Source organism: [Clostridium] symbiosum (assembly GCA_036419695.1).
Classification (GTDB): domain Bacteria; phylum Bacillota; class Clostridia; order Lachnospirales; family Lachnospiraceae; genus Otoolea; species Otoolea symbiosa_A.
Genome location: CP143946.1, coordinates 2,376,603 through 2,402,547, shown reverse-complemented (window position 1 = coordinate 2,402,547; position 25,945 = coordinate 2,376,603). Strand labels below are relative to the sequence as shown.

The 25,945-nt window shown below is 51.8% G+C and carries 24 protein-coding genes; 7 read left to right on the top strand and 17 right to left on the bottom strand.

The window, feature by feature from the left end; translation table 11 throughout:
* Positions 1 to 85: 85 nt before the first annotated feature.
* The 3 genes from V3C10_10995 to V3C10_10985 all read right to left on the bottom strand — a co-directional run bounded on the left by V3C10_10995 (position 86) and on the right by V3C10_10985 (position 1,235).
* Positions 86 to 286, bottom strand: coding sequence for a hypothetical protein (locus tag V3C10_10995; protein WVP64301.1), 201 nt, complete (start codon positions 284 to 286; stop codon positions 86 to 88).
* A gap of 317 nt (positions 287 to 603) precedes the next feature.
* Entirely contained in the window at positions 604 to 855 is a 252-nt protein-coding gene (locus V3C10_10990) for a hypothetical protein (GenBank protein WVP64300.1), read from the bottom strand.
* A 101-nt stretch (positions 856 to 956) separates the two neighbouring features.
* Positions 957 to 1,235 carry a hypothetical protein gene (locus V3C10_10985; protein ID WVP64299.1) on the bottom strand — a complete coding sequence of 93 codons (279 nt, stop codon included), beginning with the start codon at positions 1,233 to 1,235 and terminating at the stop codon, positions 957 to 959.
* A gap of 208 nt (positions 1,236 to 1,443) precedes the next feature.
* Between V3C10_10985 and V3C10_10980 the strand changes: the two genes are divergently transcribed.
* The 4 genes from V3C10_10980 to V3C10_10965 all read left to right on the top strand — a co-directional run bounded on the left by V3C10_10980 (position 1,444) and on the right by V3C10_10965 (position 4,417).
* A complete protein-coding gene (locus V3C10_10980) occupies positions 1,444 to 1,881 on the top strand; it encodes a hypothetical protein (protein ID WVP64298.1) in 438 nt (145 codons plus the stop codon).
* A gap of 449 nt (positions 1,882 to 2,330) precedes the next feature.
* On the top strand, positions 2,331 to 2,552 hold the full coding sequence (locus V3C10_10975) for a hypothetical protein (protein WVP64297.1): 222 nt from the start codon (positions 2,331 to 2,333) through the stop codon (positions 2,550 to 2,552).
* Positions 2,553 to 2,589: 37 nt separating this feature from the next.
* The gene (locus tag V3C10_10970) at positions 2,590 to 3,435 is read left to right on the top strand and encodes a helix-turn-helix domain-containing protein (protein WVP64296.1); all 846 of its coding nucleotides are present in this window, start codon (positions 2,590 to 2,592) and stop codon (positions 3,433 to 3,435) included.
* Between the two features lie 130 nt (positions 3,436 to 3,565).
* Positions 3,566 to 4,417: an ATP-binding protein gene (locus tag V3C10_10965; GenBank protein WVP64295.1), complete on the top strand. Its 852-nt coding sequence runs from the start codon at positions 3,566 to 3,568 to the stop codon at positions 4,415 to 4,417.
* A gap of 508 nt (positions 4,418 to 4,925) precedes the next feature.
* On the opposite strand, the gene V3C10_10960 is transcribed toward V3C10_10965, so the two are convergent.
* The 4 genes from V3C10_10960 to V3C10_10945 all read right to left on the bottom strand — a co-directional run bounded on the left by V3C10_10960 (position 4,926) and on the right by V3C10_10945 (position 8,990).
* Positions 4,926 to 5,927 carry an aminopeptidase gene (locus V3C10_10960; GenBank protein WVP64294.1) on the bottom strand — a complete coding sequence of 334 codons (1,002 nt, stop codon included), beginning with the start codon at positions 5,925 to 5,927 and terminating at the stop codon, positions 4,926 to 4,928.
* Positions 5,928 to 6,078: 151 nt separating this feature from the next.
* Positions 6,079 to 7,380, bottom strand: coding sequence for a dicarboxylate/amino acid:cation symporter (locus V3C10_10955; protein ID WVP64293.1), 1,302 nt, complete (start codon positions 7,378 to 7,380; stop codon positions 6,079 to 6,081).
* A 255-nt stretch (positions 7,381 to 7,635) separates the two neighbouring features.
* Entirely contained in the window at positions 7,636 to 8,466 is an 831-nt protein-coding gene (locus V3C10_10950) for a carbon-nitrogen hydrolase family protein (GenBank protein WVP64292.1), read from the bottom strand.
* Between the two features lie 272 nt (positions 8,467 to 8,738).
* Positions 8,739 to 8,990: an HPr family phosphocarrier protein gene (locus tag V3C10_10945; GenBank protein WVP64291.1), complete on the bottom strand. Its 252-nt coding sequence runs from the start codon at positions 8,988 to 8,990 to the stop codon at positions 8,739 to 8,741.
* A 350-nt stretch (positions 8,991 to 9,340) separates the two neighbouring features.
* Between V3C10_10945 and V3C10_10940 the strand changes: the two genes are divergently transcribed.
* Together V3C10_10940 and V3C10_10935 are read left to right on the top strand one after the other, a co-directional pair.
* Entirely contained in the window at positions 9,341 to 10,219 is an 879-nt protein-coding gene (locus tag V3C10_10940; protein ID WVP64290.1) for a DMT family transporter, read from the top strand.
* Between the two features lie 84 nt (positions 10,220 to 10,303).
* Positions 10,304 to 10,795 carry a hypothetical protein gene (locus V3C10_10935; GenBank protein WVP64289.1) on the top strand — a complete coding sequence of 164 codons (492 nt, stop codon included), beginning with the start codon at positions 10,304 to 10,306 and terminating at the stop codon, positions 10,793 to 10,795.
* Positions 10,796 to 10,939: 144 nt separating this feature from the next.
* Here the strand turns inward: V3C10_10935 and V3C10_10930 are convergent, their stop codons facing one another.
* Both V3C10_10930 and V3C10_10925 read right to left on the bottom strand, forming a co-directional pair.
* On the bottom strand, positions 10,940 to 12,640 hold the full coding sequence (locus tag V3C10_10930) for an acyltransferase (protein ID WVP64288.1): 1,701 nt from the start codon (positions 12,638 to 12,640) through the stop codon (positions 10,940 to 10,942).
* Positions 12,641 to 12,655: 15 nt separating this feature from the next.
* Positions 12,656 to 13,810 carry a hypothetical protein gene (locus V3C10_10925; protein ID WVP64287.1) on the bottom strand — a complete coding sequence of 385 codons (1,155 nt, stop codon included), beginning with the start codon at positions 13,808 to 13,810 and terminating at the stop codon, positions 12,656 to 12,658.
* A 245-nt stretch (positions 13,811 to 14,055) separates the two neighbouring features.
* Here V3C10_10925 and V3C10_10920 point away from each other — a divergent pair, with 245 nt between their 5' ends.
* Positions 14,056 to 14,832, top strand: a complete 777-nt coding sequence (locus tag V3C10_10920; protein ID WVP64286.1) for a nitroreductase family protein — start codon at positions 14,056 to 14,058, stop codon at positions 14,830 to 14,832.
* A gap of 1,005 nt (positions 14,833 to 15,837) precedes the next feature.
* On the opposite strand, the gene V3C10_10915 is transcribed toward V3C10_10920, so the two are convergent.
* The 8 genes from V3C10_10915 to V3C10_10880 form a co-directional block, all read right to left on the bottom strand.
* The gene (locus V3C10_10915; GenBank protein WVP64285.1) at positions 15,838 to 19,602 is read right to left on the bottom strand and encodes a phosphoribosylformylglycinamidine synthase; all 3,765 of its coding nucleotides are present in this window, start codon (positions 19,600 to 19,602) and stop codon (positions 15,838 to 15,840) included.
* Positions 19,603 to 19,787: 185 nt separating this feature from the next.
* The gene (locus V3C10_10910; GenBank protein ID WVP64284.1) at positions 19,788 to 20,435 is read right to left on the bottom strand and encodes a histidine phosphatase family protein; all 648 of its coding nucleotides are present in this window, start codon (positions 20,433 to 20,435) and stop codon (positions 19,788 to 19,790) included.
* Between the two features lie 13 nt (positions 20,436 to 20,448).
* Complete coding sequence (locus V3C10_10905; GenBank protein WVP64283.1) at positions 20,449 to 21,027, bottom strand: sigma-70 domain-containing protein; 579 nt, start codon at positions 21,025 to 21,027, stop codon at positions 20,449 to 20,451.
* Positions 21,028 to 21,119: 92 nt separating this feature from the next.
* Positions 21,120 to 22,058 (bottom strand): M14 family metallopeptidase, encoded by a 939-nt coding sequence (locus V3C10_10900; GenBank protein ID WVP64282.1) that lies wholly within the window; start codon positions 22,056 to 22,058, stop codon positions 21,120 to 21,122.
* Positions 22,055 to 22,993, bottom strand: a complete 939-nt coding sequence (locus V3C10_10895; GenBank protein WVP64281.1) for a M14 family metallopeptidase — start codon at positions 22,991 to 22,993, stop codon at positions 22,055 to 22,057. The genes V3C10_10900 and V3C10_10895 overlap by 4 nt, the downstream gene beginning before the upstream one ends.
* A 435-nt stretch (positions 22,994 to 23,428) precedes the next feature.
* Positions 23,429 to 24,454 (bottom strand): ABC transporter substrate-binding protein, encoded by a 1,026-nt coding sequence (locus V3C10_10890; GenBank protein WVP64280.1) that lies wholly within the window; start codon positions 24,452 to 24,454, stop codon positions 23,429 to 23,431.
* 3 nt (positions 24,455 to 24,457) lie between these two features.
* Entirely contained in the window at positions 24,458 to 25,186 is a 729-nt protein-coding gene (locus tag V3C10_10885; protein WVP64279.1) for an ABC transporter ATP-binding protein, read from the bottom strand.
* A complete protein-coding gene (locus V3C10_10880; GenBank protein WVP64278.1) occupies positions 25,173 to 25,943 on the bottom strand; it encodes an ABC transporter permease in 771 nt (256 codons plus the stop codon). The genes V3C10_10885 and V3C10_10880 overlap by 14 nt, the downstream gene beginning before the upstream one ends.
* Between the last annotated feature and the right edge of the window lie 2 nt (positions 25,944 to 25,945).

Here is a 25,945-nt window from a genome sequence, read left to right as displayed (position 1 = left end):
CATCCTACCAATGTGGCAAACTACATTACCACATAGCCTTTCCATGAAAAAGGGCACCCTCGCGGATGCCCCTCGGACATCCCTACTACTGCAACGCGATGCCGCATCCGGTCATCGGCTCGCCCTCGCGGTACTGGCGGTCAAGCTCCTCAAGCTCCGCCCTCCGCCACTTGCGGGCGTTCTCCGCATCCCCGAGGCATCCCGCATCCTCGTGCTCGCAGATTTCCTCAAGGTAGTAATCCTTCACCTGACGGCACTTCTGCTTGTACTCTTCCTCGCGGCTCATATCCGGTTCCTTTCTCTCGGTTGCCTGTGGCTTAATTATATCAACCTACCATGCTATCAATGTAGTAAACTACATTCCTACACGCCCTCTCCACAAAGCCGCCCCCGCAGGGAACATGGGTCATAGGGGCTTGCCCCTATCCCTGCCCTCCCCCATCCGTCACCCATGCGAACCGCATCACCGCGCCTACTGCACCGCCCTTGCCATAGCCGTCACCCTCCCTCCTCTCTCCCTGCCTTCTCATCATCCCGGCATGAAAAGACCCTCCCGTGGCATCGAGCCGCCGAGAGGGTCTTTTCCTAGCCTTTATCGGGTAATCAGTAGAGCATCGCCGTGAAGGGCAGCATCGCGATGTAGCCGATGACCGACAGCGCGATTCGGATGCCGAGGCCGATGAGCGCGAACTTGGTGCAATCCGAGCGGTACGGCGCGTCGATGTTGCACAGGGATGCCAAGATGGCGCATCCCGCGCCACCGAGCAGACCGGCGAACAGGTAGCCCGCCTTCTGGGCACCGGTCAGTCCCGTCTTCCGCGTCACGAGCACTTGGTCGTTCTGGTTCTCCATCATGTGACTCCAATCAGACAAGGGGACCGAGGGCATCAAACATCCCCCGGTCCCCACATGCAACCACCGTCAAGAAAGGAGACGGCCCGACCATCGTAGCACATTCAGCCGCGATACACGGCCTTGTTCTCCCCGTACCATCGGCGGGCATCCTCGACGGTGCCCTCGCCGAAGTGGCCCACGACCTCGGCACACTCGTACAGGCAGTCGGCGAAGAACGGGTGGCACTCATCGCAGAAGCCGCGAAGCCCGCGCTCGACCCACGACGGGTTGCAGGCGTTCACCCACAGGCCCTCCTCGCCCTCGATTGACACGAGGTAGTCGCGACCGCCCCCCTCGTACTCGATGATGTCCCCGGCACTGTACATGTCCCTCAAACCCATGGATTGAACTCCTCTCCCGACGGGCACCTGCCTGTAAACGGCAGATACCGTATATAAAACAACATTGCTAGTATACCACTATACTACAATGATAACAAGGCAACCACCTCTGTCGGTTTTCCACGCTTTCAATGGCCGAAGGGTTCCCAACCCGACCCGCAGGCTGTTGGAAGGGTGGGAAACCGACTCTGGCATATAATGGAGGCTCATGTCGGCGAATAGACGGAAAGGACTGAACATGCCAACGGTATCTGAAATCGACGGGAAGCTCGATGAGTTGAAACGGCAGGCCGCAGCGCTCAAGGAGCAGCGGAAGGTAGCCGCCGCCAAGGAGCGCGAGCAGGCGAGGAAGTGGAAAGCCGCGACCCTCGCGGCTATCGGCGAAACCGTGCTCAAGACCCTCGGCGCGGATTGGACCGCCATCGACCTCGAAGGGCTGCAAGGCTGGCTCGCCGACAACGCCGAGGACATCCGGCTCATGGCGGTCACCGACACGCGCACGCCCATGGAGGCGAAGGAGGTGCTTGACGCGTTCAAGCGCTCCTCGAAGCCGAAGCGCACAGGGAAACCAGATGCGGTCGAGGATGTGACCGAGATGCCGGAAACCATCGACATGGCCGAGGATGAGAAGCAGGCGGACTGGTAGGCCGCAAAAGGGAAAAACCCGCAGCGGATGGCAGATGCCTCCCCCTGCGGGTCTCCCGTCTCTGCTGCAACTCATCAAGCAGAAAGGACTGACTCGATGATACGACACCTCGGCGCTTTCGGCACCCACATTTCACATTCCCGACCGATTTGGCACTCGGCGACCCCTCGCGCGTGTCCCTATAAATAATTAAATGGGTGTGTGAAGGATACGTGGAGAGCGATATGTCATATTGCAAGCATTGTAGGAGACTATCTTACTACAAACATGGTGAATATATGGAGCCTCCATGCAGCGTGCATCCCATCGCCGAATGGTGTATCCTCGGTATCGAGGTTTATTGCGGAACCGGACAACTTAGCTTTCTCAGCCCTCGTGGCGGGAAATATATAGAAATACCCCGTGGTGTCCGCAATCGCCACGGGGTATTGTCGTTTGGAGGCACTTACATGGAGGTCAGTTTCGATGCTGACGTGGCGATGGAGCACGGCATCCGCGCCGCAGTCGTGCTCAATCATATCGCGCACCTGATGCGGTTCCCCGACGGGTCGCAGGTCGGTTATTTCAAGTCGTGCGGTCGCGGTCTCATCGCCGAGCGCGAATATGACGGTCTCGACCCCGATTGCCGCAACTGGTACACGTTGACGGAGACGGGAAGCGCCGTCGCCTGACGGACCCTTCAAGGCACCAAAAGGAAGGAAAACATCTATGGCGGTTCTTCGTAAAGCACACAAGAGCAATTTCACGGTCATCGACAACCAAGTTTTCAAGAGCAACCTGTCGCTCAAGGCTCGCGGCCTTCTCTGCACTATGCTGTCGCTTCCAGACAACTGGGAGTTCAGCGAAAAGGGGTTGCAGATGATACTCCCGGCTGACGGTCAGACATCCGTGCGCACGGCCATCAAGGAGTTGGAAGGCTCCGGCTACCTCTCTCGTACACGTCTGCGAGATGCCAAGGGCAAGGTCATAGACTGGCTATGGACCTTCTCAGACTACCCTCAAGAAAATCAAACACTGGTCGAGACAAACGTGCAGGTCACGGGATTGCCACAATGTGATTATCCAAGTTTGGAAAATCCAAATCTGGATAAGCCAAATCTGGATAAGCCAAACTTGGAGACTCAACGACAATTAAATACAAAGCAATCAAATACGAATGAAGAAAGGAAAAAGGGAGCAAGTACCGATGGATATGCGACCGCCCCGGCGAAGGCTGCTCCCGAGAAGAAGGGCACTTATGGGTGTTACGGCAACGTCAAGTTGTCGGACACCGACCTCTCGAAGCTCAAGGCCGAGTTCCCCGCAGATTGGCAGGAGCGCATCGACCGCCTGAGCACGTACATGGACAGCAGCGGCAAGAGCTACAAGAACCACCACGCCACCATCCGCACCTGGGCAAGGAGGGACGCGGAGCGAGGAATGACACCCAAGGCCCAGGTGCAGGCCCAATCAACGGCACCTGCCCGACCGGAGATGAGCATCGACGACATCATGGAGAAGCACGGGGTCGATTACATGACCGCCATGGAGATGCACTTCGACGGCACGTATTGATGTAGCTGCAAGGCTACGAGATTGGATTTGCGGGGATTTGCCGACCATGTGCGAGTAAGTACGCAAGGCACCCATTAAAAGCCCGAGAAACGGTTCTCATCGGCTGTGGGAAGAAAGGAAGAGGCAGGACATGGAGAAATTGAACGAGACGTTGAACCGGGTCGATGTGACCCAAACCGCACCGAAGGAGAGCGGACACGGAGACCATCGCAATGAGGAAGGCCTTCTCATCTGCGGAAAGTGCGGAACACCGAAAGAGATGAGGCTGACCTGCGAGGCACTTGGGCGCTCAAGCATCGTGCCCATCCCATGTGAATGCGCGAAGACCGAGGAGCGCGAGCGCGAAGAGCGCAAGAAGGCCGAGGAGCGCCGAGTGAAGGCGGAGCAGATGCGCAAGGAGTGCTTTCCGGCGAGCGGCTTCTACCGCGACTGCACCTTTGAGGCAGATGACGGCAAGACCCCCAACACGTCGTCGCTGTGCGAGCGCTATGCGGCTACCTTCGACCCGAAGGACCCCTACGGCCTTCTCCTGCTCGGCGATGTCGGCACCGGCAAATCGTATATGTCCTCGGCGATAGCCAACCGCGTCATCGACCTCGGCTTCTCCGCGTTTCAGACGGATGTCCGCTACATCGTGAACCTCATGGAGGAGTCGTTCGACAAACGCCAGAGCAAACTCGACCGCGTGCTCTCCTACGACCTGCTTCTCATCGAGGACTTGGGTGCTCAGCGTAACACGAGCTACATGATGGAGCAGGTCTACACCATCATCGACGGGCGCTACAAATCGGGCAAGCCCATGGTCATCACCACGAACCTCGACCCGAGGCGAATCAACGACGCGTCCGGCGATGAGGCTTGGAAACGCGTCTTCGACCGCATCTTGGAGCGCTGCTATCCCATCGAGTTCAACGGCTCGAACCGTCGCGCCGCAAAGAAGATGGAGATGCGCGAGGCCATGCGCAAGCGCCTCGGCCTGTGATATACTCGTAATCGCCTTGCGTGGATGGCCGGGTCGTACCCGAACCGCAGTTCCCCGTCATCCCTTCCACTCCTCCCAGATTCCTTCCTCTGGGGCGAAGAGACCCCCGGTGCCTTCTCCACACCGGGGGTCTCTTTCTGTCTCTGCCATATTGATAGTCTGATTACATGCTTCAATGCCATGAATGTGGTCTTATGGGGGTCTCTCGCATCCCAAGGCCCTTTCCCAAAAGTAGTAATCCGGTAGTAAAACGGACCCCTCGACCTGCCGCGATGCCCGCAAACTGGGCGTTCCCGGCGATTATGCGTTGATTTTCTTAAAATTATTATGCCTTTTTATGAATGAGGCATAACCTATTCATTATATCTTTTATGGAAGCATAGCCGGTATGCCTATGAATCGTTTATGCCTGTATAAACTCCTGCTGGATACAAAAAGGCGGTAAAAAGTCTGCTTTGCAAACCTTTCACCGCCTTCATTTAAAAGCTCACTGATTTAAATCATTTACTTATTCTTCACCCAGGCAGACCATCTTGCCGTCTTTTACGATTAACTCATCATCAAAGGTGATGGTCGGATTGTACTGTACCATATCGATATGTACTGTGGAACGTGCAGGCTGGCCGTAGTAGAAGCCGTTGCCCATTGCGATATGGCAGGTTCCCCTTGCCTTCTTCTCTTCCTCGAAGTCACCATTGAACATGCAGGCCGGGTTCAGTCCGATACCGATCTCTGCGATGTTGTCGCTGTCTTTGACTTCCGCAATCTGGCGGCGGATTTCTTTACAGATCTTTGCGTCTCCGCCTACTACCTCTACGATGCGTCCGCCTTCGATCTTAAGCTCAACCGGGATGGTCGGGCAGCCATAGTAGCAGATTGGCCCGTCGATGACAAGTTTTCCATGGGTGGTTCCAATAACCGGCCCTAAGGATACTTCGCCGTCCGACCATGCCATTGCATCTCCAGGGTTGCGGGCAATGCCGCACTCGATGATTGGCTCCATCTGGTTCATTTCCATATACAGGTCGGTTCCGGCCGGTGTTGTGATGTGGGCGTTCTTCTTGCCTCTCCAGATTGCCTGCAGTCTCTCGCCGTCTGCGTATACTGCCTCGTAATCCGCCAGGGCGCCGCCTCTTGTGAAGTTGTCGATATGTCTTAAGCAGATGGAAACTTCACGCAGCTTCTTCTCGTTCATCAGCTCTTTTAAACGGTTGTTGTAGATAGCGGCTCCGGATGCCGTCGTCATGCCGACGAATACGTCGCAGGCCTCCATAGCCAGTTCCAGCGTCTTCGGGAAAATCGTAGCTTTGTCTTTTCCGCGGATTGGCATCATGCTTACATTATACTCGGCTCCGCACATTAAAGCGGCTGCCGCCATGGCGTTTGCCATACGCATATCGGTCTGCGGGTCGATGGCAATCAGGACTTCCTCGCCCGGTTTTACCGCCATCAGGTTGGATAAAATATAGTGCGCTCTCTCGATACATTCAATAATTCTGTTGTCTTCCATAGCTTTTCTCCTTTTCTTTGAACATGACTTGATTTTATGGGTTCTAAATCTCTTAACTCTTTCTTCAGGAAGTAAAACGATACCGTATCCCCTTACTTCCTTAAAATCGCTTCTTTAAATCGCTTCCAATGCTTTCTGCCTTACCAGACTCTTATGCCGCGCTCTTGTCATCCATCTTGTTGAATTTATCGCGATCCAGTTCTCCCTCAATTGCGGAAATACATACGGATGTCACGAGGTCACCAACCGAGTTTGTGGATGTGTGGGCCTGGTCGATGATACGGTAGATACCTGCAACCAGTGCGTATGCTTCCAGTGGAAGGCCCATCTGGGTCAGCAGTGTAAGGCTGATAACAAGTCCAATCTGCGGAGTGGCCGCGCAGCCAACGCTTAAGAAGGTTGCCTGTACAACCAGCATAATCTGCTGCTGGATACTCAGGTCGATTCCGTACAGCTGTGCCGCGAATAAAACGATAATACCAAAATAGATACAGGTGCCGTTCATATTGGCGGTAGCGCCGAGCGGAAGTACAAAACTTGCAATGTCTTTCGGAACGCCCATCTTCTTTGGCGCAACTTCCATGGATACCGGAAGGGCTGCCGAAGAGGTACAGGTACTGAATGCGATCATCCAGGGCTCAAATGCCTTCTTCCAGAATTTGATGGGGCTTACCTTTGCAATTCCTATCAGGAAGACGGAATAAACAACCGCACACATGATAAAGCTCGCCAGATAGTCGGTCAGAATAAACTTCAGAACCGGCCCGAAAATTGCAAGGCCATATTTAGCCAGTGAAACCGACATAAGTCCGAATACACCGAACGGGATGATTCCGAGAATCATATTTACAATCTTAAACATTGCCTGGGAACAGACTGAGATGACATCTGCAAGCGGTTTTGCCGCATCGCCGATACTGATGATGGCAAAGCCCAGAAACAGGGAAAATACGATAATTGGCATCATATCTCCATTTGTCAGTGATGCAAACGGGTTGCTTGGAAGCAGATCCAGGATTGTCTGGTAAACTCCCGGAAGTTCTTTTACTTCCACTGTGTTCTCGATTGAGCCAAGAATCAGTCCTTTACCCGGCTGAATGATATTTGCCAGAACAAGGCCGATTGTAGCTGCAATACCGGAACTGAACAGGAACCATAAAATCGTTTTGACGCCGATGCTTCTGAGTTTTTTGATGTCCCCCAGCGAAAGCGCCGCATCAATAATACAGAAAAATACCAGCGGAACAACGATCATCTTAATCAGTTTTATAAAGAAATCCCCAAGAAACTGGAGGAACGGTAAAATGTAATCGTTGATAGTAGGATTCTCTACTCCTCCCATAAAATTCAATATGTACCCGAAAATAATACCTGCAAACAGCGCAATGAAAATCTTTACATATAATGGCTGTTTCTTTTTAGCCTTAACCTCTCCCGTCATTTGTTCTGCCATATTGGACCCCCTTTTTTGCTTTGATGATTAACTAGTTCCCTTTATTACCCTTTCCTCATGAGGTTTAAACGTATTTTATCAGGACGAGGTCCTGTAATAAACTGTTATACAAGATCTGAAATATAATATAGTTTTTTGGTTATATGTTAAGACAATGTTAAAATATAGACATAAGAACCAAAAAAAAGCCGGGAAAAAACGGGGGATTATAATTAAATCCCGCGCCTTTTCCCGGCTTACCGTGAGTCTGAGCTTCTATTCCGATCTCTTCCGCTCTTTCCGGTATTCCTCAAGTGCACCGGAAAGCTGCTTCAAAACTGTCCCGTCCATGTCGTCAAAATATGGTATGTCTTCTCTCTGTCTGTCCGCCTCATCGAGATCGATGTCGGCAAATACAATTTCTTCCTTCTGTCCCTGTGACTGGGCGATCATCGAACCGGACGGCCCCGCCACCCCCGATGCTCCACAGCAAAGTTCATCTGCAAAATTAGCCCCGGCCGTGAACACCATGTTATAAAGGCTGCAGGCCATCAGATCTAAATCCCATCTGTTCCTCGCGGGCACGCTCCAGGCCGCCGGACAGAAAATCAGCTTCGCCCCCTTCAGGGCGGCAATCCGTGCCGGCTCCGGAAATTCCAGGTCATAACAGGTCAGAATAGCCACTCCGCCTAATTCTGTATCAAAAACAGGGAATTCCTCCCCACGCACAAACCTTTTTTTCTCGCTCTTCCAGAGGTATACTTTTCTCGCCTTTCCTGCAATCTTTCCGTCCCGCCCGGCGAAAACGGCCGTATTGTAAATATCCTCCCCCGGCCCGCGCTCGGCAAAACCGGCCACGATACAAATTCCGTTCTCCCTCGCCGTACGGCTGATTCTTCTGTAGAATTCGCCGTTCTCCGTTTCCGCTATCTCAAGCAGCCTGTCCTTCTTCACAAAGTACCCCGTATAAGAAAGTTCCGGAAAACAGATGACATCCGCCCCTCCGGCCGCCGCCTCCGCGGCCATCCGTTCCATCTTCGCCATATTGGCCTGCGTATCTCCCTGAACCGCCTCCATCTGCCCAAGTGCAATCCTTACATTTTTCATTTTCTCACTCCATTTGCATTATTTGTGTCCTCGCAGAAAAAAGTATAACATATGGATCTGCATGCGGAAAAGAGCGAATTGTATTTTTTTAGAGAACTATCCTTTCATAAACCCGGAACCGCTCCGACGCGGTACGGATCCGGGCAACAACGAAAAGCACGCTTCGCGAACTTTTCATTGACACTCAACAAAAAACCCTGAAACCAGATTACCGTTTCAGGGTTTTACGTCGTTGTGTTAACAGTTGCTCTCATGTTTTCCATAATTTTCACTTAAATTCCCAGTAATTTGCGGAATTTTACGTCTGCCTCCTTTTCATCTGCTCCGTCAAAGTAGAATATCAAAAACTTTCTCTGGCGTTGTATTCCACTCTGCAGTTCGTCATAACTCTTAACATTGATTCTGTGCTGTTCCGACTTAATATAGATATCACATCCAAACAGATTCGCAGCCTGAATCAATGCGGAAATCGGCGGCGGGTTAATCCTTTCATTCCCGGCCATATTATATTGCCTGGCTAGCATAAGGCCTTCCTCCTTTCCATCATCCAGGGCTGTCAACAATATTCTTTTAACTTACTATAGCACAATTATTTTTTCTGTCAATGTGTTTTATTTGTTTTGTTATCTATTATTATACACTTTTTGTCAACATTGTACAACTCTTTATATAACTTTTATAATTTGTTCACATTTGACATTACTACACACTCCCTGCCCGGCGGCTTTTAGCTGAAGTGTGAACAGTAACATTTTTTGTGATACCGCACATTCTGAGTCTAACAAAGCTGTAATTTTTTTATCCGGCGTGATATAATACTCGCAGTGTGACCGTGATCTGCTGCACACAATATTAAATATGAGAGGCATTTGTTATGAAATTTTTAGAAAAACACCCCATGTACATGATTGCAACCGGGGTAGTGGGTATTTCTTTGTCTGCTATTATAGTAAAGTATTCAGACGCCCCCTCTTTGATTACTGCTGTTTACCGCCTATTCTTTACCGTTCTTCTGATGACGCCCGTCGTGTTCCTGAACCGCGGTTTCAGGGAGGAGCTTTTTTCCGTCTCCATCAGGACCGTGATCCTGTGCGCCGTCAGCGGTATCTTCCTGGCTCTTCATTTCGTCACCTGGTTTGAATCGCTTAACTATACTTCCGTAGCCAGCTCCACCGTGATTGTCTGCACCGAATCTATTTGGGTGGCTCTCGGCTTTTGCGTTTTCCTGAAAGGACGAATTTCTAAAAAAGCGGTGCTCGGCATCGCCGTGACCTTTTCCGGCAGCATCCTGATTGCCATGTCGGACTACGGCTCCGGCAGCAATCTCCTGAAAGGTGATTTCCTGGCTCTGTTTGCCGCCGTCATGGTGGCCGCCTACACTCTGCTGGGCCGTGTTGTCAGGGAGAATACGTCGACTACCGTCTATACATACATCGTATATTTTTTCTGCAGCCTCTCGCTCTTCGCCGCATCCGCCGCGACGAGGACTCCGCTGGCCGGTTATGGCAGCACCTCCCTGCTCTGCGGGCTGCTGCTTGCCATCTGCTCCACCCTGCTCGGCCACAGTATTTTCAGCTGGTGCCTGAAATTTCTCTCACCGGCCTTTGTCTCGTCCTCAAAACTCTGTGAGCCTGTTGTGGCATCCCTGTTTGCAATGGTGCTCTTCGGCGAAGTTCCGGCTTTTCTTCAGATTCTGGGCGGCGTCATCATCCTGGGTGGCGTAATTTACTATTCACGGGTGGAACAGTCATGATTTAAGGCATTTTTTAAAACTTTTCGTTCATTTTGCCGCCCGCCAATAATATGATAGAGTATAATCCATTTCACGGAGGTTCTCATGAGCTCATATTTATCCGTATCCGGTATCATCACCCGGATTCAACCGCTGACGGGGGGCAACAGCGCCCAGTACGGCTGTACATTGAACATGTCCATACGATCCATGCAGCAGGGGGAAGTTAATTTCACCCTGAATGGAGATACTTATGTTGTTGACAACCAGACACTGCATCCCGGCGATCAGGTGACCGTCTTTTACGACGGGAATGCCCCTGCGCCCCTTATATATCCACCGCAGTATAAAGCAGTTGTCATCGCCCTCTCCGCTTATCACCAGTATTACCTTGGAGAGTTTTATAATAATTTTATCAGTACAGACGGAGTCCTCCAGTTAAACAGCATGGCCGCCCTCAATGCATTTCTGCCGAACGGGCAGATTTTTTCCGGCGCCATCGTGGGAAAAACCGTTCTTGTGGAGTATACAACGTCCACCAGGAGCATTCCCGCCCAGACAACGCCGGATCGTGTAATTGTCTTCTGTTACTCATAAGCAGTAATCGGCAGGTTTTATGCACATTTCACCATTGTCGGCAATACATAAAAGCGATCCGTGGAGGCCGTTACGCCTCTTTCGGACCGCTTTTCTACTTTCTGCTTTCTCTTCTCTGCTTTCTGCTCTCAGGCAGCCTTACCGTTATTTTCCTTTCTTTTTACCTGCCAGAAGCCTCTCTGCTCCCGCATCAAATACCTTGACCACCGTCTCATCATACAGGACGGCGATTACATAGGAAACCGCGCAGATGAACAGATATGGGATTACCAGCTGTCCAATGCTCTTATTCACCATGCCGTATGGGACGAATCCCAGAGGAAGTACGGCAGACATGACGAACAGATGCACCATCAGCACGGAAAAACTTCTTTTCCCAAGTATCTGCAGTATCTTTGAAAAACGCGCACAGATTCCGTTCATCCTGAGCACGGTGACAAATACGGCCGAGGCCATGAGGAATTCGAGGATTGAGCAATTCGTAATAATCTCCAGATAGTCCGCCCGAAAGCTGTAAATCCAGAGAGAGAGAACCAAAGCCAGGATGCCTCCCGACACCAGGCAGCGATCGTATTTCCTCATCCATGCCTTGTTCAGGAGATGGCCCGCCAGGAATAAACCCAGCCAGGAATCCAGATACAGGGAAATACCGAGTTCAAAATTGAAATACTCACATCCTGTCCGGATCGCAAGAGCCGCCACGATCAGGACAAATAGCTGTTTTTCCATCCGCTCCGGCATCTTTGCCATCATCAATCGGTAAAACGGAACCAGCAGATAGAGGGCCAGCAGCTTATATATCAGCCACAGGTGAGGTCCCATGGTAATAGTTCCACCCAGGAAATCGAGAACCGCCTGACCTCCCCATCCGAGAACGCCCTCCTGCGTAGCACAGAGAACTTTCAAATAAAACAGGGAATAGAGCGCAAAGGGAAGAAGGATTTTCAGCACCCTCTTTTTATAATATCCGCCTGTCGTTTCATCCCTGTAAGGCAAAAGGAGCGCTCCGCTGATAAAGAAGAACAGGAGGTTGCATGTCAGGACAATCAAGACCACCGCCCGGAACACAAAGTCCCTCGGGGTCCCCTTGATCTGAGCCATAGCCACCGGTTCCACCACGTGCACCGCTACGACAAACAGGGCTGCCAGGACACGCACGCCGTCCAGATAAGCCGTCCTTTTTCTGCGTTCCCCGTAGATCCTGCTTCCCGTTCCCGGGTCTTCCATTCCCGGGTCTTTCGTTCCAAGATCTCCTGTATTTACAAGCCTCCTTGACTTCTTTTCCCGGCGTTCCCTGTCGTGCAGGAGGATGGAAAGAGCCAGAATAAGAAATATTGCCAGAAGCCGGACAGGGTTCACCAAACTGATTATCTCCCCGAGGGCCGGACGGCCGGCAGGGATGCTCATGGATACATTCTCAATCTCCGCATTCCCCGTCAGGGTCAGCCTCAGCCGGTCGCAATATCCTGCCGGAAGAGCGACTCTTCCCTTTGTGGTGCCCTTTAAAATCCAGCGTTCGATCCGCCTGAACCGGTTGAATTCCTGGCCCTCATTCTCCGTATAGTAGACGAGGACCTGCATTTTGTCCGGAACCGGCGCCGCAAATTCAAATTCCAGATATCCGCCCGCCGTGTGCGGGGCAAAGTCCAGCCAGGGCATGTCCTCCGCCATCCGGTACGGCTTCCCGTCCGCTGCCACGCCCACCGTATATTCCGGCAGGAGCGTGATATTTTCTTCTAAAATTGAACCGCGCCTGGCTGAAAAACAAGCCAGGCACAATTCAATACATATTGCTGCGATCAACCCCATGATTATCAGGGGCAAACCTCTTTTTTTATCATTCATCTTTTATCTTTCAGATTACCACACAACGCCGTTGGCATCAATCCACTTGCCGTTCGGTGCCTGTCTGTTAACCCACATGGCTCCTGTTGCGGTGTCGAAGAAATACCATTTGCCATCGATCATCTGGTAGCTTGTTTTTCTGGCGCCCCTTGTACCGTCGGAAACAGGATTCAGATAATACCAGGCTCCGTCGATTGCCTGCCAGCCGGTCTTCATTGCGCCTCTCGTTCCATCGGATACAGGATTTAAATAGAACCAGTTGTTGTCTACATAGATCCAGCCTGTCATCATGTAGCCGTTCGCCGCAAGGTAGAACCAGTTGTTATCAACATAAATCCACTGGTTTGTCAGCGGTGTCCCGTTCTGGCGGTATGTCCAGCCAATCTGATCCTGCACCCAGCCGCCGCTTACGTTGGTGCTGCTTCCGCCGTTATTGTTATTGGATGGTGGTGTTCCCGTATATACGTTGCTGGCGTTCATGTAGTAATCATCGGACTCATCACTCCATTCACTCTTCTCTCCGTCCGAGTTGCTGATGGCCCTTACCTTATAGGAATAGTCGCCTGCTTTCGTCATATACGGATAAAAGTTGTAGCTTTCATTCGATGTTGTAATAGTTGTCACCGATGAATTGTTGCGGTAAAGTTTTACTTCATATTTATCGGCATCGTCCACGGATTCCCAGGTAGCATGCCTGCCGTCCCAGTCGAGAATCTCCGGCACTTCCAAATCGCCGCTTACCTTACGCTGTTTAATGTCAACCTGAAGTCCTCTGCCGCTGTCGAGTTTCTTGGCGCTCTTAAACTCACTGCGGTTTCCGGAAACGGAAAAATACTTTGATGAGGTATAGTAAAACTGATAATCATCCGCCGCATCGCCTACCAGTTCCAGCTCCACTCTGATTACCGGCGTCTCGCCGCGCTCCCACTCATCATCATTCGTATTGTAATACTCCTGATTGACTACCTTGAAATCGGTCTCTTTAAGGCCGGCCACCGACACCTTAACCGACGGAGTCCCAACATTGTCTCCTGCCTCCGGTACTGCACTCTCCACCTGGATTTTCACCTTGGTGATCTTCTTTTCAGCCGCATATGCGGTCATACACATTGCGCATGCGGTAATCACTGCAAATACAGGAACCGCTGCTCTTTTCAGGTTACGTTTCATAAACACTCCTCCTTCATCCTCTTTACCTTCGTATACTGAAATTATTGTTTAATATATGTTATTATAGCAAATGAACCTGGATTCGTCAAAGAAACCTTGCCATATTTTCAGAAATTTGACAGTTTTTTATTCATTTATTATAATAATTTATATATTTTATCTAGCTCCGGGAATTATCTCCGGAAGTGCCGAATACGTTCCTTAACAGGGCCGTACCGGCTATCACAGGAAAGGAAACCAACCCTATGAAACAATTAGAAAACCAGACAAACGAAGTTGTCAAAAACCTTTATGAAAGGAAATCTGTCCGGGTATTTGAAGATCGCCCCGTGACCCCTGAGGATCGTCTCATGATCCTTCGGGCAGCCTGTGAGGCTCCCACTGCCGGAAACCAGCAGCTTTACACAATCCTGGATATCACGGATCCGGAACTGAAAAAGCGCCTTTCCGTCACCTGCGACAATCAGCCGTTCATTGCATCAGCTCCTCTTATCCTGCTCTTCTGCGCCGACTGCCAGAAATGGTACGACGCATTCCGGTTTGCCGGCTGTTCTCCGAAGCTCCCAACCGCCGGTGATTTGATGCTGGCCGTCGAGGACAGTGCCATTGCCGCCCAGAACGCCGTTACCGCCGCATGGAGCCTTGGAATCGGCTCCTGCTATATCGGGGACATCATGGAAAGCTATGAAACCCACCGGGAGCTCTTACATCTTCCTCCCTATGTCTTCCCCGCCGTCATGGTTGTATTCGGTTATCCGACCAGGCAGCAGTGGGAACGGACGAAACCTGATCGCTGCCCGATGGAGTCCATTGTAATGGAAAATACATACCGCCTCATGGACGGCGACGCCCTGCAACGGATGCTTTCCCACAAATCCGGCCGTCAGTCTTATGAAGACTGGATAACCGCATTCTGTGACAGGAAATATAATTCCGATTTTTCAAAAGAAATGGGGCGCTCCGTCGGGGAATATCTGAGAGAATTTCTCCCTTCCGATTATTCCGGTATCAGCAGAGACTAAGAGGAACCGCAGAAATTGTGTTCCCGCAATTTCCTTTATTGGTTTTATGATGTAATTATATCAGACTCTTTTTACCTATCTATAACTTTTTACTTACATTTTCATTAAATGGGGATTTAGTTGAGATGCGAGGACGCCTCTGTAAGATGGCGGACGGGGTAGTGGGAGGTTGGATATGAGTCTTCAGTCCCGGCGGGAAGTTGTGGTGAGGGGGAAGGAAGGAGAAAAGATTCCTACGGGGACCCGCTTCCGCTTGTGGAGCGCACAGCGGATGCTAGGCTCGAAAGAACCTCGCCAAGCACCGGCGGGCTCCAATGTCCCCTTCGGAATTTTTTCTCCTTCCTTCCCCGGGCAGTTTGTCGACGGGACTGAAGACTCAGCGAAGGTGATTGCCCCGTCCGCCGGCTTCAGGGGCTGATTGTCTCTTTCGTCAAGTAAGGGGGGAGGTATTGTCGTGTCCACTATGTAGTCGTGAATCTTTTACTTTATGAAGGTATTTCGGGCTGGATTCAGAGAAAAATCCAAAGCGAAACTTAATGATGAATCAAAAAATTCAATAGTTATTTAAGGATAGGTCATGCGCTAAAGCTCTGATTCATCAATTGAATACCATACAGGGGGCATTCTCCTGGAATTCGAGGAAACGTAGTGGCAGCGACAATACCTCCCCCCTTTGAAGGAATAAGAACAATTCAGCGGCCGCAGGCCGGGGTTCGGGATGGCGAAAACCTTCGCGTCTTCAGTCCCGGTCCATAACCTTCCCGTGGGGAATCCGGGAGAAAAAGATTCCGCAGGGAACCTGAAGTTCATCGGCACTTACCGAGGTTTTTTCGAGGTTAGTACCGCTATGTACTTCGAAGAGCGCAAGCGTTTCCCGGAGGAACTTTTTCTGCCCGGATTCCCCACCCGCGACAACCTATAGCCCGGGACTGAAGACTCACACCCTCACCTCACCATCCCGCCCCCCGACCGTCCCGGCGGCGTTCTCATTCCTCAATTAAATCCTTATTTAAAATACTTCACTCCGGACTCAAACACCTTCATATCCTGGTCGCCGTAGATATTAACGGCAACGCCGTCGCCGCGTCTCTCCGAATGGCCCATCTTACCAAAGATACGGCCGTCCACGCTGGTAATACCCTCGATTGCCATGTAAGACCCGTTCGGGTTCCACTCCTCATCCATCGTCGGGTTACCGGCAAGATCCACATACTGTGTCGCCACCTGTCCGTTTGCGTAGAGGGTGTTAATCCATTCGTCGCTTGCCACGAAACGTCCCTCGCCGTGTGACAGAGGATTTACGTATACGCCGCCAAGTTCTGCTTCCTGAAGCCATGGGGACTTGTTGGAAACAACTTTCAGGCTTGCCATCCTGGAAATATGGCGTCCGATATTGTTCATTGTAAGAGTCGGTGAATCCGCCTTCTGAGGCTCAATCTTTCCGCCCGGCAGGAGCCCCAGCTTAATCAGGGTCTGGAAACCGTTGCAGACGCCTAAAATCAGGCCGTCCCTGTCATTTAACAGCTTTTCGATCTCTTCCTGCATCACCGCGTTTCTGAATACGGTTGCGAAGAATTTAGCGGAACCTTCCGGCTCGTCTCCCGCTGAGAAACCGCCCGGGAACATGATGATCTGGGACCGGCTGATCGCCTTCTTATATTCCTCGATGGACTCGCGGATATCGGAAGCGCTCATGTTGCGGAATACTTTTACAATCACATCCGCACCGGCGCGCTCAAATGCTTTCGCGCTGTCGTATTCGCAGTTTGTACCGGGCATAACCGGAATAAACACGGTTGGTTTGGCCACTTTGTTCTTGCAGATATGAACGCCGTCCGCCTTATAAAGCTCATTTCTCACTTCCGTCTGTTTCACGCCGGAGCTGGTCGGGAATACTTTTTCAAGTGTTCCGGTCCACTGATTCAGGGCCTCGTCCATGGTAATTGCGGCGCTGCCGTATTCAAATACCGCTTTGTCCGTCACTTCACCAATCACGGTATAGGAGATGGAGAGTTCACCCACTTTTCCGTCCGGCACTTCGCATACGATATTGCCCCAGCCTGGTGCAAAGAAGTCTCTCGGATCCACATTGTGCTCAACTTTTACGCCCAGCTTGTTGCCGAACGCCATCTTGCTGACCGCCTCGGCGATGCCGTGGCCCTCCACCGCATAGGCGGAAATAATCTTTCCGGCCTCCATGTCCTTATAAAGTTTCTCATAGCCATCCATAATCTGGCTGTATACGGGAAGGTCATACTTGTCTTTTTCGATTGTAAACAGGACAATCTTGCTGCCCGCTTTCTTAAACTCAGGCGAAACCACATGCTGTTTATCGGAAATATCCACGGCAAAGGATACAAGTGTCGGAGGTACGTTGATCTCTCCGTGCTCCTCGTCGTTAAAGGTTCCGGACATACTGTCTTTTCCGCCGATGGAAGGAAGGCCGAACCCAATCTGTGCATCATAAGCGCCCAGCAGGGAGGAGAACGGTGTTCCCCAACGTTTCGGATCCTCCGTCATACGTTTAAAGTATTCCTGGAACGTGAAACGGATCTTTTTGTAGTCTCCGCCGTTTGCTACGATCTTTGCAATCGAATCCAGAACCGCATAAACGGCTCCGTGGTATGGGCTCCAGCTGGAAAGGTATGGATCGTAACCGTAGCTCATCATCGTCACGGTGTCACAGCTTCCCTTTTCTACCGGAAGCTTGGCAAGCATCGCCTGTGTCTCGGTAAGCTGGTATTTTCCGCCGTAGGGCATGAATACGCTGGCAGCGCCGATAGAACCGTCGAACATCTCCACAAGGCCCTTCTGGGAGCATACATTTAAACCGGACAGCATCTTGAGCCAGGTTTCCCGTACATCGCCCACTTCTTTCCGCTCGAAGAGATTTCCCTCTTTTACGGGAACTTCCACGGTAACGTCTGCCTCCTGATGCGCTCCGTTGGTATCGAGGAACGCGCGGCTTAAATCAACAATCGTCTTTCCTCTCCAGTTCATAACAAGTCTCGGGGACTCCGTCACAACGGCTGCCGGAATGGCTTCCAGGTTCTCCTCTTCGGCAAATTTAAGCATCTTATCGACGTCTTTCGGATCTACGACAACCGCCATTCTCTCCTGGGACTCGGAAATGGCAATCTCGGTTCCGTCCAGGCCGGCGTATTTCTTCGGCACGGAGTCCAGGTCGATCTGAAGCCCGTCCGCCAGCTCACCGATGGCTACGGAAACGCCGCCGGCACCAAAGTCGTTACATTTCTTGATTAAACTGCTCACCTCAGGGCGGCGGAACAGTCTCTGAAGCTTTCTCTCGGTCGGCGCGTTGCCCTTCTGAACCTCGGCTCCACACACTTCGATGGATGCCTCGGTATGAACCTTGGAAGAACCTGTGGCACCGCCGATCCCGTCGCGGCCCGTGCGGCCTCCCATCAGGATGATGACATCGCCCGGATCGGATGTCTCGCGGATTACGTTCTTCCTTGGAGCAGCCGCCATCACGGCGCCGATCTCCATTCTCTTTGCCACATAATTCGGATGATAAATCTCTTTTACATACCCGGTTGCCAGGCCAATCTGGTTTCCGTAAGAGCTGTAGCCGTGCGCCGCATCCGTCACAATCCTCTTCTGCGGAAGCTTTCCGTGAAGTGTCTCGGACATCGGTTTTGTCGGGTCTGCCGCACCAGTCACGCGCATGGCCTGATATACGTAGGTACGTCCCGAAAGCGGATCGCGGATCGCTCCGCCAAGGCAGGTTGCTGCGCCGCCGAAGGGCTCAATCTCGGTCGGGTGGTTGTGGGTCTCGTTCTTAAAGTTGACAAGCCACTCCTCTTCCTGTCCGTCGATGACAACCGGCACTACGATACTGCAGGCGTTGATCTCCTCGGAAACCTCCATATCTTCGAGTTTTCCTTCTTTGCGGAGTTTTCTCATTGCCATCAGGGCGAGATCCATCAGGCAGACAAATTTGTCGTCACGGCCTTTGAAAATTTCTTCGCGATCGGCCAGATATTTGTGGTAAGACGCCTCGATCGGCTCATTATAGTCGCCTTTCGTAAATTCCACATTCTTAAGCTCTGTCTGGAATGTGGTATGGCGGCAGTGATCGGACCAATATGTATCGAGAACGCGGATCTCCGTCACGGACGGATCTCTCTTCTCCTCGTTTTTAAAATAATTCTGGATGTGTTCGAAATCCTTGAACGTCATGGCCAGATTTAAAGAACCGTAAAGTTCTTTGAGGCTGTCCTGTGTAAAACCGCAGAAGCCCTCAAAAATCTGCACGTCCTCCGGCTGTTCAAATACGGTTACCAGGGTTTCCGGTTTTTCGTTGTTATTCTCCCTGGAATCCACCGGATTGATGCACAGTGATTTAACCGCCTCTGCCTGCTCTGCGGTCAGGGCGCCGGAGATCACATAGGTGGTGGCCGATTTGATGACCGGGTTTTCTTCTTCATTTAACAGCTTTACGCACTGCTCGGCAGAGTCCGCCCTCTGATCGAACTGTCCCGGCAGATACTCTACGGTGAAAATCGTGTCTCCCTCTGCTGACGGGAAGCTCTCTTCATATACAAAATCTACCGGCGGCTCGGAGAAAATCGTAACCAGAGCCTCTTTGTATACCTCCTCTGATACGTCCTCCACGTCATAGCGTACTAAGACACGGACATCCGTGATCGTGCTGATCCCCAGATAATTCTCGATCTCCGTGCGCAGTTCCTTAGCTCTTACGGCAAATTCCGGTTTCTTTTCAACGAAAATTCGTCTTACACTCATTAAAGTACCTCCTGTTTTTCTGCTGGCAATTTGTGCGAAAAAAAAGACAGATGCATACTGTCCGACTACCGTCCGAACCGCGGCCGCCTTCCGGCCGCAGTATGGAAAGTAACTCTGTCCATCATCTGCCTTAATCATACACAACTTTGATAGATTAGTAAAATTAATATATCTAATATTTTTTATTAACAGTACTTATTTGTTTTCCGGTTACAGACGGCCGGCAAATGGGACGTGCGGTTGAGTTCCAGAAGCTTTCCAAGTCCCAATTTTTCATCATATTCCACAATGGAAATACTTGCATTCTTGACGATAATCTCCCGCTTCTCCTCCTGGTTTCTCAGAAGGTAGTCGATGAGATAGACCAGGATGCCTCCATGGGCGACAACGCATACGTCTCCTCCGCCCAGGACATTCACAGTCCCAAGCATCTGTTCCACGGCGCTCCGGCTGCGGTTCATACAGGACTGCCGGAGTTCTCCTCCCGTGGGCGCCGCCCTGGCCGGGTTTTTCTCCCAGTTTTTGTAGTCCACGGGATAGTTTTCTTCGATATCCTTCCAGGTTCTGCCCTCCCACAGGCCGAAATCCACTTCCTTCAGCTCCGGCAGAACCGTGACCTCAAGTCCCATCTTCCCCGCCACGATACCAGCTGTCTGCCTTGCCCTGAGAAGCGGGCTTGAAAAGAGCGCCCGCGCCCGGCAGTCTGCCATGGCCCCTGCGAGACATTCCGCCTGCTCCATCCCTGTCTCGTTTAACGGGATGTCCGTCTTGCCCTGTATTTTTCCTTCAATATTCCATCTTGTCTGTCCATGACGCAGTAAGTAAAATTTCATCGTTCCGGCTGCCCTACTCTCCGCTGACGCTCATTGCATCGAGAGTCAGTTTCATGATATCCCGGATCTCTTCCTCCGTCATCTTCATCCGTTCGGCCAGTTCTTCCACCGTGGCCTCCCGGCCCAGTTCCTCCGCCATGCTGGCGGAAATGTCCTTGAGGACGTTGACCCGGGCCAGCATTTCTTCCTCGACCCTGTATTCCGAACTCTGAAGTTCCATGGCATCCTCTATCATCCTTCGGATGCGTTCCTCCGCCTGCCCGTTGAAATCTCCGCCGCTGTATTCCTGGGCGGTGAGCAGAAGGGCAATGTTGGCTTCCTGAACGAGATCATTCATCGTGAGGCCCCTGTCTTTGTACTCCTCGGCAATTTTAACCGCCTGTCCCAGTTTTCCTTCCACCAGACGTTTCACCGCCGCCTGGCTGCCTGCCAGGATTTCATCCAGCAGACGTTCTTCCTCCTCCGGCGTGCAGGGAGGAACCATCTTCAGTTCTTCCAGATAAAGCTGGTAAAAATCATCCCCCGTCGTAAATTCTCTCCCGCCGTCGGATTCCCCGGCATCTAAAAAATCTTTTAAGCTGTCACTTGCCATTTCTCTAATTCCTTCCTTGAATATTCCTCTTTATAATACGCCCCTGTTTCCTCATAAGACCGCGGCATCCTGTATGGACATTTCCGCCGCACTCAGGCATGGAGGCGTCTGATAATCTTAAAAACAATCGCCCTCTCCATTACAAGGGGCTGGGAGTGGGCAAAAAATACAATTCCATCCGTGGGGGCCAGAATCTGGCTTATCACCTCTCCGCTTCCTGGTTCAATGATCGTTGCCATCCGATCTCCCCGCAGAACCTCGCTCCCCGGCTCCGCTTCCCGGCAGAAAAAACCGGCGCGGTCTGTTTTTACACTGGTCAGATCCTCCTCGCGGATCACACTCGCTATATAACCGCTGTGGCTGTTATAGCGGATAATTCCCATCCTCGTCAGAAAGCGCAGGACACTGGAGGCCGCCTGCTTCGCGGACGGTTCGTCAATCGTCTCCGTGGATGCGGAAAAAACGGTAAATGCATTCGTCCCGTTCATCTGCCAGTTGTAGTTTAGTGTGGCTGTATCATATGGCGTCGGCTTGCGCATCACCACATAGGGCAGGCCGAAGAGATTGGCCAGGCCCGGATTGTGGTATCCCGTTTCCATCATGCGGACGTGGGGCGCATAGTCTCCCGTCATATAGAGACTTCCAAACTGTATTCCATAGCCGTAATCTTTTACCTTGCCGAAAATACCGGCGGCCAGCCTCTTCGTCGTCTCGCCATTCTCATCTCCCGGGAAAAGGCGGTTGATGTCGGAATTGTCCGTGGACCAGAAGTGTTTGCCCACATTCATCGCCGGATGGTTGACCGAGGGGATTACGAGGATCTCATTATCCCCCACAATACCGCCGTGCGTCTCTATCTCCTTCAGCATCTTAACCAGGAGCGAACAGATATAGAGTGGCTGCACCTCGTCGCCCCGGAGCGAACCCACAATGCAGGCCGCCTTGCCGCCGTTTTTGCCGAAACGGTAGCCGTAAATATTAAAATCATCCCTGTGGATGTTCTTCATCGAGTAAATCAGTTCGTGTTTCATCCGACGACACCTCCCAGAATCCGGGCAATTAAAGAACCTTCCTCCACCATCGGATAGGCTCTCAGCGTGAAAATCAGCCCGTCACAGGGGGCGTACAGCCGCTCCTCCACGGTTCCTTCCAGCGGATTGACAATCTCGCCGATCAGCTCTCCTTTTTTGATGTCGTTCCTGTGCACCACCTTTGAGACAAAAAGCCCCGATTTGCCGGCATTGACAAAGCCCACTTCGCCGCCAAGCGAAACTATCGGCTCTTTCGGCTCGATCACCGGGCCGTCCCAGATGCCGAGGTCTTTCAGCAGACAGAAGATCCCGTCTACCAGCTGGAAACAGAACTTCTCCGTAATTCTCATGCCGACTCCCATCTCTACGACAAGGGTGGGAACGCCAATCATATTTAAAGTATGGGCAAGGGTTGATTCAAGCACGGTGGACGCGTGATGGACCCATACAAACTCCGTGTTCAGACGTCTGGCATAATCAAGCAGGCTGTCGGAAGTGCTCTCATTGAGGCGCACCTGTGGAATCTCCCTGATATAGATATTGCTGGCGTGGACATCGATACACATATCCGCTCCGGCTAAGTCCTTCACTATCATGCCGGCCACCAGTTCCGCCACCGAACCATTGTCGGTCCCCGGAAAAATCCGGTTCATATCCACGTCAAATACGGGAAATGCCCTGGTGATCGTATCCAGCCCCAATGGGTTAAGAGCCGGGTAAATCTCTACCGTCCCTTTCAGGTGGTGAATCTGCTCCCTGATTCTTCTGTTCAGCTCGTAACAGACATACTGCCCCTCCAGCTCATCGCCGTGGGTCCCCGTCACAACGCAAAACCGTTTTCCTACGTCCGTACCCTGTTCCGGCGTGATTACATTTTTTCTTATCAGAAGTGTTTCACTGACCGGAAGCTCTAAAGAAGCTACTGTTTTAATCATTTGTGTTTCCCTCTGTAAAATATGATGGCGTGTAAAATGTTACTGTTCAGAATATTTTATCAAAAATAGCGGGGATAGTAAATAGGGATTTGAGTTGAGAAATGAGAACGACGCCGGGGCGGTCGGGGGCGGGATGGGGAGAGGGAGGTTGTGAGTCTTCAGTCCCGGGCGTTAGGTTGCCGCGGGTGGGGAATCCGGGCAGAAAAAGTTCCTGCGGGAAACGCTCGCGCTCTTTGGAGTACATAGCGGACACTAACCTCGAAAAGACCTCGGTAAGTGCCGATGAACTCCCAGGTTCCCTACGGAATCTTTTTCTCCCTCCTTCCCCACAGGAAGGTTATGGCCGGGACTGAAGACGCGTTTGGGTATCGCCATTCCCAGCCCCGGCCTGCGGCCGCTGATTTGTTCTATTGATTCCGTGGTGTCCTTTCGTTATCACTGTAAAAATAACGTGCTCACATCCAGCGGTTCCTCTATCATGCCGGCTTCCAACATGAAATCGGCTGTTTTCTGGAATCCCTCTCTGTCTTCGTCGCTGATTTCCATTGAGAAATCGTAGTATTCATACATTTCCCTGGCCGCCTCTTCGTCCAGGTCCAGTTCCTGGGCCGCTATTTTAAGAGCCTCGTCCTGGTTTTCTGCGATGAATGCGGCTATTTTCTGCTGAGCCTCCATAAAGCGGCCGATGACATCCCTGTGCTGTTCGTAGAAGTCTGCCCTTACCGCTACGGCAATGATGGCTTTGATAAGGCCATCGCCGTCGGTTACGAGATTGTATCCCTGCTGATCCGCCTGATAAGCCGCAGCGCCTGCAACCAGAGCCGCGTCAACGCTGCCTCCGTCCAGGCCTGCCTTGGCGTCGGGGATGGACATGTTCACATAGTTGACATCGTCAATCGTCAGTCCTCCGGAAGCCAGGTAAGATACGAGAAGTTCATGCAGGTTGGTTCCCGCAGGCCCCGCTACCGTCTTTCCCTTCAGGCTCTCCGGCGTGCTTATGTCCTCATCTTTCGAATAGAGACGGAAGGCCTCGGGCGAGCGGCTGTACATGTTGAGAACCTTGATATCGGCCCCGTTTGCGGCAGAGAGTACCACCGAGGTGGCGCCGACCGCGTAGAGAATCTGTACGTCGCCGGATGCCAGGGCCTGTGTCTGATCCGCGCCGGAATTAATCTCCGCATACTCCACCGTGATTCCCATATCTTTAAAACTGTCGGCAAAAATAGTTTCATGCTTCTCAACGATGGTAGGGATATTGAGAGGGGACGTCACATAGGTGAGCACCAGTTTGTCAAGTCCCGAGTCTGCATTTGCCGCCTGGCTTTCCTCCGATGAACTTTGATTTGCCTGTGTGCCGGCCTGCGCCGTTTCCTTTGCGGAGCCGGTATCCGCTTTTGCGCAGCCGGCCAGCCCCATCGCTCCCATGCATACTGCAAGTCCCAATGCCATAAATCGTCTCATAAATCAGTTTCCTCCTGTTTCTTCTGTGTTTAGGTTATTGATAATTTCTCTTTTCAGGGAAATAAATGAATCGTCTAAAAGGTTCCGTTCTCCTGCCGTTTCAGGGATCGTGCACCGGGCCTTTACAAGTCCTTTTTCGATGATCACGATCTCATCTCCCAAGATCAGAGCCTCATCGATGCTGTGGGTTACAAACAGAATACTGCTCTTCTTATTTTTCTGGACCCGCAGAAGCTCTTTCTGCATCTGTTCCCTGGTAAAGTAGTCGAGGGCTGCAAAGGGCTCGTCCATCATAATGAAGGATGGTTCATATGCAAGGGCCCTGGCAATCGCGGTTCTCTGCTGCATTCCTCCCGACAGCTGGGCCGGATACGCTTTTTCAAACCCCGTAAGGCCGACCGAGGCGATGATGTCCTCCGTCTTTTTCCTGTCCTTTTCCTTTTTCCTAAGCCCAAACGTTATATTGTTCTGCACCGTAAGCCAGGGCATGAGCCTGGGTTCCTGAAAGACGAACGCCGTCCTGTGGGATTCCCCATATCTTATCTCACCCTGGTCCGCCTCTTCCAGGCCTCCGGTCAGGCGCAGAAGCGTCGTCTTTCCGCAGCCGCTCCGCCCCAGGATGACGGTAATCTTTTTTTCCGGTATTTTCAGGCTGACGCCGTTCAGGACCCGGACGGCCCTGTCTTCCACCAGATATTGTTTATGTACGTCAATCAGTTCAATTCCAGCCATTGTCATAGGATCCTTTCAAAAATTTACTGATTACAAAGGCAAAAAGCCGGTCGGTCACATACCCCACCGCCCCGATCACCAGAATTCCCACGATCACCTTGTCCGTCCTGGACATCTGCTGGGCAAACAGGATCATATGCCCCAGCCCGGTGGAAGCCGCAACCATCTCCGCGCCGATAATGGCCCGCCAGCTATAGCCCAGGCCGACCCGCATGCCGACCAGGATATCGGCCGAGGCATGGGGAAACACGATCCTCAGAAATTTACGTCCCCGGGAATAACCGAACATATCCCCGACCTCCAGGAGTTTCCTGTCACACCCGGTAAATCCCTTGACAATACTTAAATACATCGGGAAAAAGGAGGCCAGTACGATAATAACGGTCTTCGTGGTTTCCCCGATGCCGCACCAGAGAATCAAAAGCGGTATCATGCTGAGCGGCGGCACATTGCGGAAAAACTGCACAATATACTCGTAGTACCTGCCGGAGCCAGGCAGCATCGCCCGCACCATCCCAAGTAAAAAAGCCAGCAGAAATGCAATGGAAAATCCTTTCATAACGCGGATAAAGCTGACCGCAATGTCCTCCCGCAGTTCCCCATTTAACAGCATCTTGTAAAAGCCCTGCAATACCCTGGAAGGCGGAGGAAGCACGTAAGAGCTAAGCAGCCCCGTCCTGCACACGGCGTCCCAGAGAAGCAGGAGCGCTAAAATTCCCGCCGCAGCAGCCAGTGCATTTTTCGCCCTATCTTTCATGC

What these genes read in the sequence shown, in the direction of transcription:
- V3C10_10995 (WVP64301.1), bottom strand. Translation starts at nt 286, where the DNA reads ATGAGCCGCGAGGAAGAGTACAAGCAGAAGTGCCGTCAGGTGAAGGAT.
- V3C10_10990 (WVP64300.1), bottom strand. Translation starts at nt 855, where the DNA reads ATGATGGAGAACCAGAACGACCAAGTGCTCGTGACGCGGAAGACGGGA.
- V3C10_10985 (WVP64299.1), bottom strand. Translation starts at nt 1,235, where the DNA reads ATGGGTTTGAGGGACATGTACAGTGCCGGGGACATCATCGAGTACGAG.
- V3C10_10980 (WVP64298.1), top strand. Translation starts at nt 1,444, where the DNA reads ATGTCGGCGAATAGACGGAAAGGACTGAACATGCCAACGGTATCTGAA.
- V3C10_10975 (WVP64297.1), top strand. Translation starts at nt 2,331, where the DNA reads ATGGAGGTCAGTTTCGATGCTGACGTGGCGATGGAGCACGGCATCCGC.
- V3C10_10970 (WVP64296.1), top strand. Translation starts at nt 2,590, where the DNA reads ATGGCGGTTCTTCGTAAAGCACACAAGAGCAATTTCACGGTCATCGAC.
- V3C10_10965 (WVP64295.1), top strand. Translation starts at nt 3,566, where the DNA reads ATGGAGAAATTGAACGAGACGTTGAACCGGGTCGATGTGACCCAAACC.
- V3C10_10960 (WVP64294.1), bottom strand. Translation starts at nt 5,927, where the DNA reads ATGGAAGACAACAGAATTATTGAATGTATCGAGAGAGCGCACTATATT.
- V3C10_10955 (WVP64293.1), bottom strand. Translation starts at nt 7,380, where the DNA reads ATGGCAGAACAAATGACGGGAGAGGTTAAGGCTAAAAAGAAACAGCCA.
- V3C10_10950 (WVP64292.1), bottom strand. Translation starts at nt 8,466, where the DNA reads ATGAAAAATGTAAGGATTGCACTTGGGCAGATGGAGGCGGTTCAGGGA.
- V3C10_10945 (WVP64291.1), bottom strand. Translation starts at nt 8,990, where the DNA reads ATGCTAGCCAGGCAATATAATATGGCCGGGAATGAAAGGATTAACCCG.
- V3C10_10940 (WVP64290.1), top strand. Translation starts at nt 9,341, where the DNA reads ATGAAATTTTTAGAAAAACACCCCATGTACATGATTGCAACCGGGGTA.
- V3C10_10935 (WVP64289.1), top strand. Translation starts at nt 10,304, where the DNA reads ATGAGCTCATATTTATCCGTATCCGGTATCATCACCCGGATTCAACCG.
- V3C10_10930 (WVP64288.1), bottom strand. Translation starts at nt 12,640, where the DNA reads ATGAATGATAAAAAAAGAGGTTTGCCCCTGATAATCATGGGGTTGATC.
- V3C10_10925 (WVP64287.1), bottom strand. Translation starts at nt 13,810, where the DNA reads ATGAAACGTAACCTGAAAAGAGCAGCGGTTCCTGTATTTGCAGTGATT.
- V3C10_10920 (WVP64286.1), top strand. Translation starts at nt 14,056, where the DNA reads ATGAAACAATTAGAAAACCAGACAAACGAAGTTGTCAAAAACCTTTAT.
- V3C10_10915 (WVP64285.1), bottom strand. Translation starts at nt 19,602, where the DNA reads ATGAGTGTAAGACGAATTTTCGTTGAAAAGAAACCGGAATTTGCCGTA.
- V3C10_10910 (WVP64284.1), bottom strand. Translation starts at nt 20,435, where the DNA reads ATGAAATTTTACTTACTGCGTCATGGACAGACAAGATGGAATATTGAA.
- V3C10_10905 (WVP64283.1), bottom strand. Translation starts at nt 21,027, where the DNA reads ATGGCAAGTGACAGCTTAAAAGATTTTTTAGATGCCGGGGAATCCGAC.
- V3C10_10900 (WVP64282.1), bottom strand. Translation starts at nt 22,058, where the DNA reads ATGAAACACGAACTGATTTACTCGATGAAGAACATCCACAGGGATGAT.
- V3C10_10895 (WVP64281.1), bottom strand. Translation starts at nt 22,993, where the DNA reads ATGATTAAAACAGTAGCTTCTTTAGAGCTTCCGGTCAGTGAAACACTT.
- V3C10_10890 (WVP64280.1), bottom strand. Translation starts at nt 24,454, where the DNA reads ATGAGACGATTTATGGCATTGGGACTTGCAGTATGCATGGGAGCGATG.
- V3C10_10885 (WVP64279.1), bottom strand. Translation starts at nt 25,186, where the DNA reads ATGGCTGGAATTGAACTGATTGACGTACATAAACAATATCTGGTGGAA.
- V3C10_10880 (WVP64278.1), bottom strand. Translation starts at nt 25,943, where the DNA reads ATGAAAGATAGGGCGAAAAATGCACTGGCTGCTGCGGCGGGAATTTTA.